We start from the raw sequence: 17,334 nt of genomic DNA on the forward strand, positions 1-17,334 counted from the left end.
TCAGCGGTCCACCGGGGGCGGGAGGAGGAAGGGGTAGGGCTTGCGGCGCACGGCGCGGTGCCAGAACCGGTCGGCGGCGCGCAGCCGTTGGATCAGCTCCCACATCCGGGCGTCGGCCCGGTAGTACGCGGCGACCTCGTCGGTGGTGAGCGGCTTCGCCACGCGGGCGTTGGCCTGTTCGAGGAACGCGGGGACCAGCGCGCCGAGGCGTTCCTTGTGGAGGTTGCCGAGGAAGTCGAGCAGCACGCCGCGCGTCTCGTAGAACTTGTCGAAGATGGACGCGGCCATGGACAGGCGTACGGCGTCGCGCAGGATCCACGGCAGCGAGGTGAAGAAGAGGCGCACGTCGAGGAGTTCACGGCCGCGGGCGTCGCGCATCAGCGGTGTGGTGACGTCCAGGTAGGTCAGCTCGCCGTCCGCGTCGATCCAGTTGGAGGCCTGCGCGTCGAGGCCGAGCCCGGGGTGCACGGCGGCGTCGACGGCGTCGAGGAAGCGGGCGAAGAAGTTCTTCGCCCAGGTCTCGTCCTGGGTGTGCAGGAGCCGGGAGCACAGGCGCTCCGGCGGGAGTTCGCGCTGTACGCAGTAGGCGATGACGCGCCCACCGGGCCCGCGGGTGTGCCACACCTGTGTGGGGGCCACGGTCAGGCCGCGCTCGGCCAGGCTGTGCAGATACGCGTCGAGGGAGCGGCGGTAGCGCGCGAAGCGGTCCGCGTCGGGGAAGGCGGGCAGCCGCTTGCAGGCGAAGGAACCCTCCGGGGTGCGCAGCCGCAGGACGAGGGTGATCTCGCCGTAGCCCAGCACGTCAAGGGAGCCGTGGGGGCCGTGGGCGCCAGGGGCGCCAGGGGTGCCGTTCGGGCCGCGGGTGCGGTCGTCGGGGGCGCGCAGGGCGTCCTGGACCTGTGTCTCCAGGCGCGCCAGAGCGGTGTGCGGGACCGGGAAGGTCATGGGGTGCCTCACTCTCGGCGCGGGGCGCTGCGGTGGGGTTCGCTGCGGTGGGGTTCGCTCCGGTGGGGGGTCGAAGGCTCGGTGCCGGCGCTCACGCCGCGGTCACCACGAGCACGGCGTTCTGGCCCCCGAAGCCGAAGGAGTTGCTGACGGCGGTGTGCAGCGGCCGCTCGCGCGGGGCGCCGGCGACGATGTCCAGTTCGACGTCGGGGTCCTGGTGGCACAGGTTGGCGGTCGGCGGCACCGTGCCGTGCTGTACGGCGAGGACGGTGAGCGCCGCCTCGATCGCGCCCGCCGCGCCCAGGGTGTGCCCGAGCACGCCCTTGGTGGAGGTGACCGCGGGGCCGGTGCCGAGGAACTTGCGCAGGACCGCGGCCTCGGCCGCGTCGTTGAGGGGGGTGGACGTGCCGTGCGCGTTCACGTGGTCGACCTCGTCCGGCATGACGCCCGCTCGCGCGAGCGCCGTCCGCAGCGCCAGGAGCACCCCGGCGCCCTGCGGGTCGGGGGCCGTCATGTGATGGGCGTCGGCCGAGGCGCCGTACCCGGCGATGCGGGCCCGTACGGTGGCGCCCCGCGCGCGGGCGTCGGCCGCCCGCTCCAGGACGAGCATGCCGCTGCCCTCGCCGATGACGAATCCGTCGCGGTCGCGGTCGAAGGGGCGGGACGCGGCTGCCGGTTCGCCGGTCCGCCGCGACAGGGCGCCCATCTGGGCGAAGCCGGTCACCATCAGCGGGGTGACGCCGGCCTCGCCGCCGCCCGCGACCACCACGTCGCAACTGCCGTCGCGCAGCAGGGCGAGCGCCGTGCCGATGGCGGTGGCGCCGGACGCGCAGGCCGTGGCGGTCACCAGGTTCGGTCCGGTGGCGCCCAGGTCCATGGCGAGGTGTCCGGCGACCATGTTCGGTACGAGCATGGGGATCAGGAGGGCCGAGACCGCCTGCGGTCCCTCGTCGAGCATGCGGCGGTGCTGGGTCTCCCAGGTCGCGACCCCGCCGAGGCCGCAGCCCACGACGACGCCCACGCGGGCCCCGTCCCACGTACGCGGATCCAGTCCGCTGTCCGCGACGGCCTCGCGCGCGGCGGCCACCGACAGCTGGATGAACCGGTCGTGGGTCAGGGAGCTGCGCCGCCCGACGTGCGCACGGGCGGAGAAGCCCGGCACGGTGCAGGAGATGTCGACGGGGAGCCCCTCCAGCCCCGGATCGGTCACCGCGGCGGAACGGCCCGCGCACACCCCGGCCCAGGTGGCGTCCACCCCGATGCCCGCGGCGGTGACCAGACCGAGCCCGGTGACGACGACGGCACCGACACCGAACGCGCCGACGCCGACGCCGGGCGGTACTACTTGCTCGCCGGGGGGCGGTGGGGGGTTCTTGCCGGGGGGCGGCTCCGTGACCTCGCCGGCGGGCGGTGGCATGTGCTCGCCAGGGGGCGGTGGGGGGTGCTCGCCGGGGGGCGGCGCCGTGACCTCGCCGGCGGGCGGTGGCACGTCCTTTGCGGGGGGCGGTGCCGCGTGCGTGCCGGTGGGCTGCGGGGCGCGCCCGCCGGGGGGCGATGCCGTCTCTCCGCCAGGAGACGGCACCGCGGCCGCCAACGCAGCCGACGCCACATCCCCGCCCGAAGACCCCGGGGCACCCCCACCAGGGGACGATGCCACCTCCCCGCCAGGAGACGGCACCGCGGCCGCCAACGCAGCCGACGCCACATCCCCGCCCGAAGACCCCGGGGCACCCCCACCAGGGGACGATGCCACCTCCCCGCCGGAAGACGGCACCACAGCCTCCGCGGGGAGCGGTGCCCCGTGCCTGCCGAGAGGCGACAGAACACCCCCGCCGGAAGGCGGCGTCAACTCCCCACCGCCAGGCGGAGTCACACGCCCGCCGGAAGACGGCATGGCGCCCCCGCCGGAAGACGGCATGACGCCCCGGCCGGAAGGCGAAGCGCCCCCGTCGAGCCGTGTCGCGTCCGGCGCCGTGCCGGTGGCCCTGCCGTACCTCGTGCTCATGGAATGCGCCCCACCTCTCCGGTCGCTTGAGGTCGAGTCTGCGGGCCGGGCCTGACCGGTCGCGCCGTCGGGCGCTGACCGATGGCTGACCGGGCGGGTCCGCGGCGGGCCGCGCCGCCGCTCCGGGCCCGATCAGCGCACCGTCAGCGAGCCGTCAGCTTCCGTGACCGTGTCCTGTCAGCCCGCCCCGCGACACTCGAGATGCGTCGCAGGTTCTCCGCGACGCCTCCGACACACCGCGGCACGGCGGCACACACCCGTGCCGCCGCCCGCCGGTGCACCACCACCGCAGCCGGCAGACAGCACACAGCAGTCAGCACACAGCAGCCAGCAGCCAGCAACAGAACGGAGGCGGCGCCGCGCGCCCAGTACGGCGGCGCCGCAGCGCACCGCCGCACCAGCGTCCTGCCGTCCGGGAGACCGAGGAGCACGCGTGACCGCACCCCCACCGAGTCAGCCGCCGCCGCAGCGGGCCGCGGTCCTCACGGGGGTCGGCGGCTGTCTGCCGCCGACCGTCGTCAGCAACGACGAGCTCGCCGCGCGCCTCGACAGCTCGGACGCGTGGATCCGCTCCCGCACCGGCATCCGGCAGCGGTACTTCGCCGCGCCCGGCACCGCCACCTCCGACCTGGCCGTCGGCGCCGGCGCCAAGGCACTCAAGTGCTCCGGCACCCCCGTCGTGGACGCCGTGCTGCTCGCCACCACCACCCCGGACCGGCCGTGTCCCGCGACGGCGCCCACCGTCGCCGCGCGGCTCGGCCTGACCGGCACCGCGGCCTTCGACGTGTCCGCGGTCTGCACGGGGTTCGTGTACGCCCTCGCCACCGCCGCAGGCCTGATCGCCACCGGCGCGGCCGAGCGCGTCCTCGTGATCGGCGCGGAGACGTTCTCCACGCTGCTCGACCCCGGGGACCGGTCCACCTCGGTGATCTTCGGCGACGGGGCGGGCGCCGTGGTCCTGCGCGCGGGCGACCCCGCGGAGCCGGGCGCGCTCGGTCCTTTCGATCTGGGCAGCGACGGCGGCAGGGAGGACCTGATCACGGTGCCCGCGGGCGGCTCGCGGCAGCGCCTCTCGGGCGTGGCGCCGCGGCCCGCCGACCGCTACTTCGCCATGGACGGCAAGGAGGTCTTCCGGCACGCGGTGCAGCGCATGTCCGCGTCGGCCCGCGCGGTCCTCGACCGCGCCGGATGGACCCCGCGGGACATCGACCACCTGGTCGGGCACCAGGCCAACCTGCGCATCACCAACCACGTGGCCGACGAGGTCGGCATCCCGCGGGCGCGCTGCTTCAGCAACATCGCCGACGTCGGCAACACCGCCGCCGCGTCCATCCCCCTCGCCCTGGACCAGGCCCACACCGACGGCGTCCTGCGGGCGGGCGGACGCGTCCTGCTCACCGCGTTCGGCGGCGGGCTCACCTGGGGGTCGACGGTGCTGACCTGGCCGCGGCTCGACCGCGTCTGAGGACCCGCCCGCAGCCGAGGAGCCGAGGAGCCGGAGAGAAGGAGAACCGCATGAGCGAGACACGTGAGACCAGCGGGACGAGCAGGACGAGCGAGACGAGCAGGACGAGCAGGACGAGCAGGACGAGCGAGACGAGCGGGACTACCGGGATGACCAGGACGATCGGGATGCAGGAAATGAAAATGAACGGGACCAGCGAGACGTACGACAGGCTGGTCGACCTCCTGGTCGACCGGTTCGAGGTGGACCGCGCGGAGATCGCCCCGGACACCAGGTTCGAGGACCTCGACATGGACTCGCTCTTCCTGGTCGAGCTGCTCCTCGTCATCCAGTCCGAGTTCAGGGCCGACATCGGCGAGGACGCGGCGACCCCGGGCGACACGGTCGCGGCGGTCGCCGCGCTCATCGAGGGCCGACGCCCCCTCACGAGCCCGGGTGCGGGCGCGGCGGCGGCCACCGGAGACCGGGCGTAGGGCCGCCATGACCACCGAACAGTCGATCATCAACTACATCGCCGACGTCTGGCTCGACGGGGACACCGAAGGCCTCGACGCCCACCTCCCCATCGCCGAGCTGAACATCATCGACTCGGCCGGGATCTTCGACCTCGTCCACTACTTGCAGAGCGACTTCCGCGTCACCGTTCCGCTGCAGGAGATCTCCCCGGCGAACTTCCGGTCCGTCGACTCGATCGCCGCGCTCGTCGAACGGCTGCGGGCCCGAGGAGAGAGCGCGCGAGGAGCGAGCGTGCAGGGAGAGAGCGTGCGATGACCGATGTCACGGACACCACGTCCCCGGCGGGCCCCGGCCCCGGCGCCCCCCACCACCACGACGGTCCCGCCGTGCAGCGGCAGATCGTGGACATCGTGGCGTCGCGGACCCTGTACGACGAGTCGTACCTGCTGCCCGACAGCCACTTCGAGGCGGAGCTCGGCATCGACTCCGTCCTCCACGAGTCGATCCTCGCCCTGGTACGGGAGCGCTTCGCGCTGACGGCACCGCTGCCCGCCGGTCTCTCGACGATCGGCGAACTGACCGCAGCCGTCCGGGCCGCGCAGTCGGGTCCCCTCACGGAACCGGGTCCCCGTACGGAACCAGGTCCTCGTACAGAACCAGGTCCTCGTACGGAACCAAGCCCCCGTACGGAACCAAGTCCCCTTACGCAGCAGCCGCTCCCCCGTACCGAGGCGAACAGCGCGCCCGCACCGGCCGCGGCCGCCGCACCGACCGCCCCCGACGACGACCACCTCGTCGAAGCCGTCCTGCGCGCCGCCATGCACCACACCCAGTACCAGCGCGACCAACTGCCCCTGGACGCCGACTTCGAGGGCGAGCTCGGCGTCGACTCAGTGGTCCTCGTGTCGATCGTGGCGGACTGCGCCCGCGAGCTCGGCCTGCCCGACAACCTCGCGGGCACCCTCACCGCGCCCACGCTGCGCGGTCTGACCGCCGAGCTGCGCGACCACATCGCCGCGACGGCCGCGGGCGCGCAGCGGCGCCCCGGCGACGACGGCACTCCCTGGGACAGCCGGTCCATGAAGGACTTCGTGGAGGAGCGCGACGGCGACCTCTTCGCCAAGGCCCGCAGCTTCCGGTCCCATCTGCGCGGCCGTGAGGCCGAACGCCTCTACTGGTACGGCATGCCGCTGCACTCCCGCTGCGGCAACCGCGCCGTGATCCTCGACGAACACACCGGCCGCAAGCGCGAGTTCCTGATGTTCGCCTCCAACAACTACCTCGGGGTCGCCAACCATCCGAAGGTGATCGAGGCGGTCTGCGACGCCACCCGCACCTTCGGCGCGACCCATACCGGATCGCGCTTCATCGGCGGCACGAACATGCTGCACAAAGAGCTGGAGAGGCGCCTGGCCGCGTTCAAGGCGCGGCCGGCCTGCATCGTCTTCCCGGGCGGCTACGCGGCCAACCTCGGCACCATCTCCGCCCTGGTCAAGAGCTACGACACGCTGATCGTCGACAAGCTCAACCACATGAGCATCGTCGACGGCGCCCGCCTCGCGGGCTCGGTCCGCAGGATCTACCAGCACAACGACATGGCGGACCTGGAACGCATCCTCAAGCGCTGCGACGACCGCACGACCGGCAGGCTCGTCGTCGCCGACGGCGTGTTCAGCATGCACGGCGACCTCTGCGACCTGCCCGAGATCGTCCGGCTCGGCCGCGAGTACGGCGCCCGCGTCATGGTCGACGACGCACACGCCACCGGTGTGCTCGGCGAGCGCGGCACGGGCACCGCCGAGCACTTCGGCCTCAAGGGCGAGGTCGACCTGGAGCTCGGCACCATGAGCAAGGCCCTCGCGGGCATGGGCGGTTTCGTGGTCGGCGACGAGGAGGTCGTGGAGTACCTGCGGTACTACGCGAGTTCCTACGTCTTCGCCGCCAACATCCCCGCCGGGGTCGCCGCCGGACTCATCGCCTCCCTCGACGTCATCGAGGCGGAACCGGAGCGGCTCGCCCGGCTCTGGTCCAACATCCGCTTCCTGCACGGGCAACTCGCCGACGCGGGCTTCGACCTGGAGAACACCGAGAGCGCCATCCTGCCGCTCGTCATCGGCGACGAGCGCAGGGCCCTGGAGATGGGCCGCGCCGTACGGGCCCGCGGCCTGTTCTGCCAGACGGTGGTGTTCCCCGGGGTGCCGCTCGGGGACGCGCGCCTGCGGGTCAGCGTGACCTGCGAGCACACCCGCGACGACCTGGAGACGGCCGCGGGGATCTTCGTCGAGGCCGCCCGCGAGACCGGCGTCCTGCCGTCGGCCGGGTGAGCGCGATGACCCTCCGCGCGCGGGACCTGTTCCGCTCCACCTCCACCTCCTCGTCCAACACCTCCCCCGCCTCCGTCTCTTCTCCTGCCTCCCCCGCCTCCCCTGACTCCGCCGCCGAGCGGGCCCCTGCCGCCGCTCTCACCCCGCCGTCCGACGTCGCGCTCATCCGCAAGCCGTGGCCGCGGGACCCGGGGCAGGCGGCGCGGTCCGCCTTCGTGGGGCCCGGTGGCTGCACGTACGGCGAACTGGCGGCGCGGGTCGCCGCCGTCGCCTCCGGGCTGCTCGGGCTCGGCGCCGAGATCGGTGACCGGGTCGCGATCTGGACGGACAAGCAGCCGCGCTACGCGCAGGCGATCCTCGCCGCGCTGCACGCGGGCTGCGCGTACGTGCCGTTGGACGGCGGACAGCCGGTGGCGCGGGTGCGGACGATCCTGGCGGACGCCGAACCCGTCGTCCTCGTCACCGACGGCCGCCGCCTCGCGGCCCTCGCGGGAAAGGCGCTGCCCGCGTCGGTACGGGCGGTCGTGCTCACGGACGGCGAGCCGCCGCGCCCTGAGCCCGGCGGCGGCCGGGACCGCGGCGGCTCCGACACGGCCGAGCGCCGGGCACCGTCCGGCGAGGCGTCCCGCACGCCCGCCGTCCACGGCTGGGCCGCGTTCACGTCGAGCGCTGCGGGGCACGTCGTCCTGCTGCCGCCCCTGGAGCGCGACGACCTGGCCGCGATCCTGTACACCTCGGGGTCGACCGGAACGCCCAAGGGCGTGCGCGTCACGTACCGGAACCTCGCGTGCTTCATCCGGTGGGCACGCGACGAACTCGACGTCGGGCCCGGCGACGTGTTCGCGGGCCACGCCTCGTTCAACTTCGACCTGTCGACCTTCGACCTGTTCACCGCCCTGTCGGCGGGCGCGGGCCTGTGGATCGTGCCGGACGCGCAGACGCGTGACGTCGGCGCGCTCGCCGCGGGCATCCGCGACCACGGCGTCAGCGTCTGGTACTCGGTGCCGTCCGTGCTGCATCTGCTCACGGTGTCGGACGCGCTCACCGCCGACACCGCCCGGGGACTGCGGTACGTCCTGTTCGCGGGCGAGGTGTTCCCGATGCCGCAGCTGCGCGCCCTCGCGGCCCGGCTCACTCCGGACACCGGGCTCTACAACCTGTACGGGCCGACCGAGACGAACGTGTGCACATATCACCGGGTGCGTCCTGAGGACCTGGCGCGGCACGAGCCCGTCCCCATCGGCACCCCGCTGCCGGGCGCCGAGGTGTCCGTCGTCGACGACGCGGGCCGGGTGCTCGCCGGGCCCGACGCGTTCGGGGAACTCGTCGTCGAGGGCGACTGCGTCACCCCCGGCTACTGGCGCCGCGCCTCCGAACCCGCCGCGGCCGGGCACCGCCGGGGCCGCCACGCCACCGGCGACCTGGTGGGCCTCGACGACGGCGCCCTGGTGTACCGGGGGCGCAAGGACCGCATGGTGAAGCTCGCCGGGCACCGCGTGGAACTGGGCGAGATCGAGGCGGCCGTGCTGCGGCACCCCGGCATCGCGCACGCCGCGGTGATCGTCGCCGACACCGCCGCCGGAGCCGCCACCGCCGCACGTGCCGGTGCCGCCACCGCCGCAGGTGCCGACACCGCCACCACCGCAGGTGCCGGTGCCGCAGACGGTGCCGGTCCCGGCTCCGGGGCCAGTCCCGGACCAGGCTCCCGGCCCACCGAAACCGCGGGCCTCGCCCTCTACTTCACCCTCAGCGGGCGCACCCCGCGGCCCGGACTCATCGAGCTGAAGCGGCACTGCGCGCGGTACCTGCCCCGCTACATGGTGCCGCGCACGGCCACCTGCCTCGACGAACTGCCGCGCAACGCCAACGGCAAGACCGACTACCAGCGCCTCGGCGGCGCGGCGCCCGCGTCCGGCGCCGCCCCGCGGGCCGTGCCCGGCAAGTGACGGAGACGTACATGACCCAAGGCCCGAGCGAGAACCACGGCCGCGGCGACGCGCCGCGGACCCTCGTCGCCGTGCTGCGCCGACACGCCGCCCGGCGGCCGGACGCACTCGCCTACCGCTTCCTGAACGGCACCGACGCTCCCGGGACCGACACACTCGGCGCCGCCCCCCGCGGCGACCTCTCCTGGACCTTCGCCGAACTCGACCTCCAGGCCCGCCGCGTCGCCGCCCTGCTGCAGCACGAGGGGGCGGCGGGCGAACCGGTGCTGCTGCTGCACCCGCCCGGACTCGACTACATCGCCGGATTCCTCGGATGCCTGTACGCGGGGGCTCTCGCCGTGCCCGCGTACCCGCCGGACACGCGCCGCTTCGGGCAGACCATGCCGCGGCTCGCGGCGATCGCGCGGGACTCGGGGGCCACGCGCGCGCTCACCACCGGGGAGCTGTCCCGGTTCGCGGGCGAGCGCGGCGACGAGCTCGCCGCGCTCGGGCTCGGCGGGCTGCGGTGGCTGGTGACGGGCGGGCCGGACGGCGCGGGCGCCCCGTACGCCGCCGCCGACTGGCGCGAACCGGCGCTGACCGCCGACTCGTTGGCGTTCCTCCAGTACACCTCCGGCTCGACGTCCGCGCCCAAGGGCGTCATGGTCGGCCACGGCAATCTGCTGCACAACCTCTCCGCCATCCACCGGCGGCTCGCCCACGACTCCGGGTCCGCGATGGTGTCGTGGCTGCCCCCGTACCACGACATGGGACTGATCGGCGGCATCCTCTCGCCCCTGTACGGCGGGTTCCCCGCCCATCTGATGGCCCCGATGTCGTTCGTGCGCCGCCCCCTGCTGTGGCTCCGGACCCTGTCGGAGACCCGGGCGTCGACCAGCGTCGCCCCCGACTTCGGTTTCGAGGCGTGCGTCGGCCGCATCACCGACGAGGAGCGGGACGGCCTCGACCTGAGCCACTGGCGCCTCGCCCTGAACGGGGCCGAGCCGGTGCGCGCGGACACCCTGGACCGGTTCACCGAGCGGTTCGCGCCGTGCGGGTTCCGGCGCGCCGCGCTGCTGCCCTGCTACGGGCTCGCCGAAGCCACCCTGATGGTGACCGGTGTGCACGCCGACGAGCCGCCCGTCGTCGGGGAGTTCGACTCCGCCGCCCTCGGGTCCGGGCGGGCGAGCGCGCCCGCCGCGGGCCGCGTCACCCGGGTCGTGGGCTGTGGCCCCGCGGTGCCCGGCCTGGACGTCGCGGTCGTCGACCCCGCGACGCGGCGCCGTGTCACGGGCGAGGGCACCATCGGCGAGGTGTGGATCGCGGGCGGCAGCGTGGCCCGCGGCTACTGGCGCCACCCCGAAGCCACCGAGGCGACGTTCCGGGCCTTCCTGCACGAGCACGGGCACGGGCAGGACGGCGGCGGGGACGAGGACGGGGGCGTCGGCGGCGACGGGGGCGGCACGCCGTATCTGCGCACGGGCGACCTGGGCTTCCTGCGCGGCGGACAGCTGCACGTCGTCGGCCGCACCAAGGACGTCGTCGTCGTGCAGGGCCGCAACCACTACCCCCACGACGTCGAACGCACCGTGGAGCGCGCCGACTCCGCCGTCCGCGCGGGCTGCGGCGCGGCCTTCGCCGTCGAGGTGGACGGCGCCGAGCGGCTCGTGGTCGCGTACGAGATCGACGGCCGGCGGGCCGACGACGCGCAGGGCCTGCTCGCGCGGGTGCGGTCCGCGATCGCCGACGAGCACGAGGTGGCGCCGCACGCCGTCGTCCTCCTGAAGCGGTCCACGGTGCACAGGACCACCAGCGGCAAGATCCAGCGTCAGGCCTGCCGCCGGGACTTCCTCGACCTCGGCCTGAAGGTGGTCGCGGCCAGCGTCGCCCGCGACACGCCGCCGCCCGCCCCGGTGGCCGGGCCGTCGCGGCAGCCCGTGGGCGCGGCCGTCGAGGAGGTCCTGCGCACCTGTGTCACCGGCCTCTCGGGCGCGGCCACGCACACCTTCGCCGAGCTGGGCCTCGGCTACCAGGACCTCCTGTCCGTGGTCGGCGAGCTGGAGCGGCGGCACGGTGTCGCCGTCCCGTTCGGTGACCTGCTCGTACGGCCACGCGTCGACACGCTGACCGGGCTGCTCGCCGACCGGGTCGCCGCGGGTGCCGTCCGGGCCCCCGACGCCGTCGAGGCCTGGCTGACCGCCCGTGTCGCCGAACGCCTCGGGCTCACCCGGGCGGCGGTGGACCCGGCCCTGCCGCTCGCGTCCCTCGGCCTGGACTCCAAGCAGGCCGTCGCCGTCCTGGCGGAGCTGAGCGCCCGCACCGGCCGCGAGATCCCCCCGACCGTCGTCTTCGACCATCCGACGATCCGGGCGATCGCCGCCCACCTCGCAAGGACCGGCACGGCGGAGCCCGCCCCGGCGCGGCACGCCGCCGGGCCCGCGTACGCCGCCGAGTCCTCGCACGTCGCCGGGTCCACCGAGGTCACCGAGGCACTGGCCGCCGCCTCCGCGCAGGGCACGCGGCCCGAGGAGCGACCCGGGCAGCCCCGGCGGCCCGCGCCGGACGGCGGCGGGCACGAGCCGATCGCCGTCGTCGGCATGGGCTGCCGCTTCCCGGGCGCGCCCGACGCGGAGAGCTACTGGCGGCTGCTGCGCGACGGCCGGGACGCGATCACCGAGGTGCCCCGGGACCGCTGGGACGCCGACCGGGTCGCCGCACCCGACTTCGGCGGGTTCGTCGACGGCGTCGAGGAGTTCGACGCCCGGTTCTTCGGCCTGTCGGCGCGCGAGGCCGTCCGCATGGACCCGCAGCAGCGGCTGCTCCTGGAGACCGCGTGGCGGGCGCTGGAGGACGCGGGCCGCGACCCGACGTCGCTCGCGGGCAGCGCCACCGGCGTCTTCGTCGGCATCAGCAGCCACGACTACTCCGAACTCCAGATGGGCCGCCTGGACACCGTCGACGTGCACGGCGCCACCGGCAACGCGCACGCCGTCGCCGCGGGCCGGCTGTCCTACGCGCTCGACCTGCGCGGCCCGAGCCTCGCCCTGGACACGGCGTGCTCGTCGTCCCTGACGGCCGTCCACCTGGCGTGCGACAGCCTGCGCCGGGGCGAGTGCTCCCTCGCGCTCGCGGGCGGGGTGAACCTCATGCTGACGCCCGGCCTCTCGGTGGCGTTCGCCGACGGCGGGATGCTCGCGGCGGACGGCCGCTGCCGTACGTTCGACGACGCGGCGGGCGGCTATGTGCGTGGCGAGGGCGCGGGCCTCGTCTGCCTGAAACCGCTGTCGGCCGCCCTCGCCGACGGCGACCGCGTGCACGCCGTGATCAGGGGCTCCGCCACCGGCCACGGCGGCCGCAGCAACGGCCTCACCGCGCCCCGGGGCTCCGCACAGCGCGCCGTCGTCGAACAGGCCCTGGCGCGCGCCGGGCTGAGCGGCAACGAGGTCGACTACGTCGAGGCGCACGGCACGGGCACCCCGCTCGGCGACCCGGTCGAGTGGGAGGGCATCGCGGGGGCGTACGGCGAGGGGCGCCCGGACGGCGCCCGGTGCCTGGTCGGCTCGGTGAAGACCAACATCGGGCACCTGGAGGCGGCCGCGGGCGTCGCGGGCCTCATCAAGGCGGCCCTCGTCGTACGGGAACGCGAGGTCCCGCCGACGCTCCACCTGACCACGCCCAACCGGCGACTCGACTGGGACGGCGCGGGACTCGACGTACCGACACGCCGTACGCCGCTGCCGCGACGGGGGCCGGTGCGGGCCGCCGTCAGCTCCTTCGGCTTCGGCGGCGCCAACGCGCACGTCGTCCTGGAGTCGCCCCCCGAGCCCGCTGAGCCCGCTGAGTCCAGTGAGTCCAGTGCGTCCGGTGCGTCCGGTGCGTCCGGTGCGTCCGGTGCGTCCGGTGAACTGCCCGCGCCCCCGGCCGTCCCGGCGTCCGCGCGGCCGGTGCACGCCCTGTGCCTGTCGGGTCACACGCCGACCGCGCTGACCACCCTGGCCCGGCGCTGGCGCACCCACCTGGCGGCCAGGGCCGACACGCCGCCGGCCGACCTGTGCCGGGCCGCCGGCACCGGACGGGCCGCACTCGCGCACCGCGCCGTGCTCGTCGGCGGTTCGGCCGCCGCGCTCGACGCGGGCCTCGCGGCGCTCGCGGACGGCACGGCCTCGACGGCCGTCGTGCGCGGCACGGCGGGGCACGGCCCGGGGCCGCGCACGGCGTTCCTCTTCGGCGGCCAGGGCACGCAGTACCCGGGCATGGGCAAGGGGTTGTACGACACGCACCCGCCCTTCGCCCGGAACATCGACCGGGCGGACGACGTGCTGCGGCCGCACCTCGGTGTGCCCCTGACCGAGCTGCTGTTCACCGACGACGGGACGGGACGGCTGCGCGCCACCCGCTGCTGCCAGCCCGCCCTGGTGGCCCTGGAGATCGCCCTCGCCGAGCTGTGGATGTCGCTGGGCGTGCGGCCCGCCGCCGTGCTCGGGCACAGCATCGGCGCCTACGCCGCCGCGTACGTGGCCGGGGCGATGACGTTCGAGGACGCGCTGCGGCTCGCGGCGGTCCGCGGGCGGCTCATGGACGAACAGCCGGGCGACGGCGCGATGATCGCCTGCCTGGGCGACGCGTCGGTCGTACGGGACGTCGCGGCGCGGTACGGACCGCTGTCCGTGGCCGCCGTCAACTCACCCACGCACCTGGTGCTGTCCGGTGGCCGCGCGGAGATCGAACGGGCTCGCGCGGCACTCGCGGAGCGCTCCGTGGTCGTCAAGCCCCTCGCCGTGTCGGGCGCCTTCCACTCGGCGCTGATGGAGGGTGCCGCGGAACCGCTGCGCGCGGCGGCGCGCGACGTGCGCTTCTTCGAACCCGTCGTCCCGTGGGTGTCGGACGCCACCGGTGAGACCGTCGGCCGCGTCGACGGCGACGCGCTGGTGGACCATCTCCTCGGCACCGTACGGTTCGCCGACGGCTTCGGCACGCTGCGGCGGCTCGGCTGCACCGCGTTCGTGGAGGTGGGCCCGCATCCGACGCTGCTCGGGCTCGGCCGGTCGATGACGACATCCGGCACGGACACGGAGCCGCTGCTCTGGCTGCCCTCGCTGCGGCGGGGCCGCGCCGGTGCCGTGCCGGGTGCCGCGGGCGACTGGGAGACGCTGCTCCAGTCCCTGGGGCGGCTGCACTGCGCGGGCTCCACCGTGGACTGGGCGGCCCTCGACGAAGGGCGGCGCGGTCCCGTCGTACCGGTGCCGCACGCGGTGTTCGAGCGGGAGCGGTACTGGTTCACGCCGCCTGCGCGGGGAGAAGCGCCTCCGCAGGGAGACGTGTCCGCCCTCGCGCCCGCACCCGTACCCGCTCCCGTGCGCGAGGCAGCGGCAGCACACGTACCGCAGGACGCGGCAGACCTCGTACCGCAAGAAGCACCGTCCGCCCCGCAAGCCCCCGACGCCCCGCAGACCGTCCTCGCCCAGGTGTCCCGCGTCTGCGGGCACCCCGTCGCGCACATCCCGTACGAGGCGCGCCTCGGCGCCGACCTCGGGTTCGACTCGCTGATGCGCACGGAGCTGGAGCGGGCCCTGCAACGGCTGTTCCCGGGGCACTTGAACGGGAACCGCGAGCGGCTTCCGGAGGACCCGACCGTGGCGCAGCTCGCCGCGCTCCTCACGGGCGCCGCAACCCTGCGCGACGCCGCCCTGCCGGTGTCCGCGCCCGCGGCGCCTTCGGTACCGGACGTCGCCGACCCGCCCGTACGGCAGGAGCGTGTCTTCGAGGAGTGGCCGGAGTACACCGAGTTGCAGGGGCGGCTCCGGCAGGCCACCGCCGACGGGGACAACCCCTACGGGCGCACGCACGAGGGCTACAACGGCGGCAGGGCCGATGTCGACGGGCGGACCGTCCTCAACTTCGCCGCGTTCAACTACCTCGCACTGTCCCACCATCCGCGCGTCCGGCAGGCCGCCCGCGACGCCGTCGACCGGTACGGCACGTCCTGCTCGGCGACGCCGCTGCTGTTCGGCGAGACACCGCTGCACCACCGCCTCGACGCCGAGATCGCCTCGTTCCTCGGCACCGAGGCCGCGATCGTCTTCGCGGGCGGGCACGCCACGAACGTCGCCACCATCGGGCACCTCTTCGGCCCCGAGGACCTGATCCTTCACGACGAGTGGATCCACGACAGCGCCGTGCGCGGCAGCGTCCTGTCGGGCGCGCGGCGGCTGCCCTTCCCGCACAACGACTGGCGGGCGCTCGACCGCGCCCTCGCCGGGTCCCGGGCCCGTGCCCGCCGGGCCCTCGTCCTCGTCGAGGGCGCCTACAGCCAGGACGGGGACCTCCCCGACCTGCCGAAGTTCATCGACGTCAAGAACCGGCACGGCGCGCTCCTGATGGTCGACGAGGCGCACTCCCTCGGTGTGCTCGGGCGCACCGGGCGGGGCGTCGGCGAGTACTTCGGCGTCGACCGCGCCGACGTCGACCTGTGGATGGGCACGCTCAGCAAGGCCGTCGGCAGCCTCGGCGGCTATGTCGCGGCGCGGCGCACGATCGTCGAGTACCTGAAGTTCACCGCGCCGCTGCACATCTTCAGCACCGGCATATCGCCCGCCAACACCGCCGCCGCCCTGGAGGCCCTGAGGGTCCTGCGGGCCGAACCGGAGCGGGTGGCCCGGCTGCGGCACCTCGCCGAGCACTTCCGCGACTCGGCGCGCGCCCGTGGTCTCGACATCGGCGTGTCGCGGGCCTCGGCGGTGGTCCCGGTCGTCATCGGCGGCTGGGAGGAGACCATGGCGCTCTCCAACATGCTGCTCCGCCTCGGCGTGAACGTGATGCCGATCGGCCACCCCGCTGTGCCGCGCGACGCGTGCCGCCTGCGCTTCTTCATCAACGCCGACCACACCGAGGACGAACTCGACCGCGCACTGGACCTGTTGGGGCATGCCATGACGCAGCGCAGGACGAACGGAACCGCACGCACGGGGCCGCGCCCCGGAACGGCGCGCGAGACCACGGCCGGGACAGCACGGGAGCCCGCGGCCGGGACAGCACGGGAGCCCGCGGCCGGGGCGGCCCGCGAGATCACACCGGCGGCGACGAACGGGACGGCACCGGCGACAGCACCGGCGGCGCCACCCGTGGCGGCGTCGAGAACGGCCCCCGCCGCGGCGCCCGCGGCACCCGCCGCGCCCGACGTCCTGGTCGCGGGCGCGGCCGGGTTCATCGGCGGACACCTCACCCGCCGCCTCGCCGAACGCGGCCACCGCGTGCGGGCCCTCGTCCGCGAGGGCAGCGACCGCTCCGCCTTCGCGGGGGCCGACGTCGAGGTGGCCGTCGGGGACCTGGGCGATCCGGACAGCCTGCGGCGCGCGGCCACCGGGGTGCGGCACGTGTACAACTGCACGGGCCTGTCCGCGGACTGGGGCCCCTGGGCGGACTTCCGGCGCGTCAACGTCGACGGCAGCCGCAACCTCGTCGAGGCCGCGGCGCACGCGGGCGACGTCGAGCGCTTCGTGCACGTCAGCACCACCGACGTGTACGGCTACCCGGTCCGCCCCTGCGACGAGAGCACCCCGCCGCGCGACATCGGGCTGCCGTACAACCGCAGCAAGCTCCTCGGCGAGCGGGCCGTCCGCGAGGCCGCGGCGCGCGCGGGCCTGCCGCTGACCGTGGTGCGCCCGGTGAGCGTGTACGGGCCGCGCAGCAACGACTTCGTCGTCGAGATCGCCACGCTGCTCCTGAGCCGGCAGATGGTCTACATCCGCGGCGGCGACGTACCCGCGGGGCTGCTGTACGTGGCCGACGCCGCCGACGCCATGATCTCCGCGTGCGCGTCGGGGAGCGCCGCGGGCGGCACGTACAACCTGCGCGACGCCGACCGCACGACGTGGCGCGAGTACGTCGAGGCCCTGGCCCGCGGCCTCGGCGTGAAACCCCCGTTCCTGAGCCTGCCCGCGCCGGTCGCGCGCGGCGTGGCGACGCTGTCGGAGGGCCTCTACGGGGCGCTGCGGATCAAGGCGCGGCCGGTGCTCACCCGGCACGCCGTGCACCTCTTCGACCGCGACCAGTCCTACGCGATCGACCGGGCCCGCGACGACTTCGGCTTCAAGAGCGAGGTCGGCTTCGAGGAGGGCGTGCGGCGGACGCTCGCCTGGCTCGACACCGCCGAGGGCCGCGCCCGCGTCCCGCGCTGAGCCCCGGCCCCCGACCGGGCCCCGACCGGGCCTGACC

The 17,334-nt window shown here is 75.0% G+C and carries 8 protein-coding genes; 6 read left to right on the forward strand and 2 right to left on the reverse strand.

Features of this window, described 5'->3' with window-relative positions; all coding sequences use genetic code 11:
- Window positions 1-945: a DUF6206 family protein gene (locus tag GPA10_RS10260; protein WP_157165182.1), complete on the reverse strand. Its 945-nt coding sequence runs from the start codon at window positions 943-945 to the stop codon at window positions 1-3.
- A 91-nt stretch (window positions 946-1,036) separates the two neighbouring features.
- Window positions 1,037-2,362, reverse strand: coding sequence for a beta-ketoacyl-[acyl-carrier-protein] synthase family protein (locus GPA10_RS10265; protein ID WP_246258970.1), 1,326 nt, complete (start codon window positions 2,360-2,362; stop codon window positions 1,037-1,039).
- Between the two features lie 1,021 nt (window positions 2,363-3,383).
- On the opposite strand from GPA10_RS10265, the gene GPA10_RS10270 reads away from it, so the two are divergent.
- From GPA10_RS10270 to GPA10_RS10300, 6 genes are read left to right on the forward strand one after another with little or no spacing between them, the layout of a single operon-like run.
- Window positions 3,384-4,415 carry a beta-ketoacyl-ACP synthase III gene (locus GPA10_RS10270; protein ID WP_343040621.1) on the forward strand — a complete coding sequence of 344 codons (1,032 nt, stop codon included), beginning with the start codon at window positions 3,384-3,386 and terminating at the stop codon, window positions 4,413-4,415.
- Between the two features lie 50 nt (window positions 4,416-4,465).
- Window positions 4,466-4,888 carry an acyl carrier protein gene (locus GPA10_RS10275; RefSeq protein WP_246258971.1) on the forward strand — a complete coding sequence of 141 codons (423 nt, stop codon included), beginning with the start codon at window positions 4,466-4,468 and terminating at the stop codon, window positions 4,886-4,888.
- A 7-nt stretch (window positions 4,889-4,895) separates the two neighbouring features.
- Window positions 4,896-5,186: an acyl carrier protein gene (locus GPA10_RS10280; protein ID WP_058847291.1), complete on the forward strand. Its 291-nt coding sequence runs from the start codon at window positions 4,896-4,898 to the stop codon at window positions 5,184-5,186.
- Window positions 5,183-7,195, forward strand: coding sequence for an aminotransferase class I/II-fold pyridoxal phosphate-dependent enzyme (locus GPA10_RS10285; protein ID WP_157165183.1), 2,013 nt, complete (start codon window positions 5,183-5,185; stop codon window positions 7,193-7,195). The genes GPA10_RS10280 and GPA10_RS10285 overlap by 4 nt, the downstream gene beginning before the upstream one ends.
- Before the next feature lie 5 nt (window positions 7,196-7,200).
- Window positions 7,201-9,141, forward strand: a complete 1,941-nt coding sequence (locus tag GPA10_RS10290) for an amino acid adenylation domain-containing protein (RefSeq protein ID WP_246258996.1) — start codon at window positions 7,201-7,203, stop codon at window positions 9,139-9,141.
- 11 nt (window positions 9,142-9,152) lie between these two features.
- Window positions 9,153-17,297 carry a type I polyketide synthase gene (locus GPA10_RS10300; protein WP_157165184.1) on the forward strand — a complete coding sequence of 2,715 codons (8,145 nt, stop codon included), beginning with the start codon at window positions 9,153-9,155 and terminating at the stop codon, window positions 17,295-17,297.
- The last annotated feature ends 37 nt before the right edge of the window (window positions 17,298-17,334 follow it).

Source organism: Streptomyces typhae (assembly GCF_009755605.1).
GTDB classification, from domain to species: domain Bacteria; phylum Actinomycetota; class Actinomycetes; order Streptomycetales; family Streptomycetaceae; genus Streptomyces; species Streptomyces typhae.

Excerpts from the sequence above, each read along its gene's own strand:
- GPA10_RS10285 (WP_157165183.1), top strand. The coding sequence starts at position 5,183 with ATGACCGATGTCACGGACACCACGTCCCCGGCGGGCCCCGGCCCCGGC.
- GPA10_RS10290 (WP_246258996.1), top strand. The coding sequence starts at position 7,201 with ATGACCCTCCGCGCGCGGGACCTGTTCCGCTCCACCTCCACCTCCTCG.
- GPA10_RS10260 (WP_157165182.1), bottom strand. The coding sequence starts at position 945 with ATGACCTTCCCGGTCCCGCACACCGCTCTGGCGCGCCTGGAGACACAG.
- GPA10_RS10300 (WP_157165184.1), top strand. The coding sequence starts at position 9,153 with ATGACCCAAGGCCCGAGCGAGAACCACGGCCGCGGCGACGCGCCGCGG.
- GPA10_RS10280 (WP_058847291.1), top strand. The coding sequence starts at position 4,896 with ATGACCACCGAACAGTCGATCATCAACTACATCGCCGACGTCTGGCTC.
- GPA10_RS10265 (WP_246258970.1), bottom strand. The coding sequence starts at position 2,362 with ATGCCACCGCCCGCCGGCGAGGTCACGGAGCCGCCCCCCGGCAAGAAC.
- GPA10_RS10275 (WP_246258971.1), top strand. The coding sequence starts at position 4,466 with ATGAGCGAGACACGTGAGACCAGCGGGACGAGCAGGACGAGCGAGACG.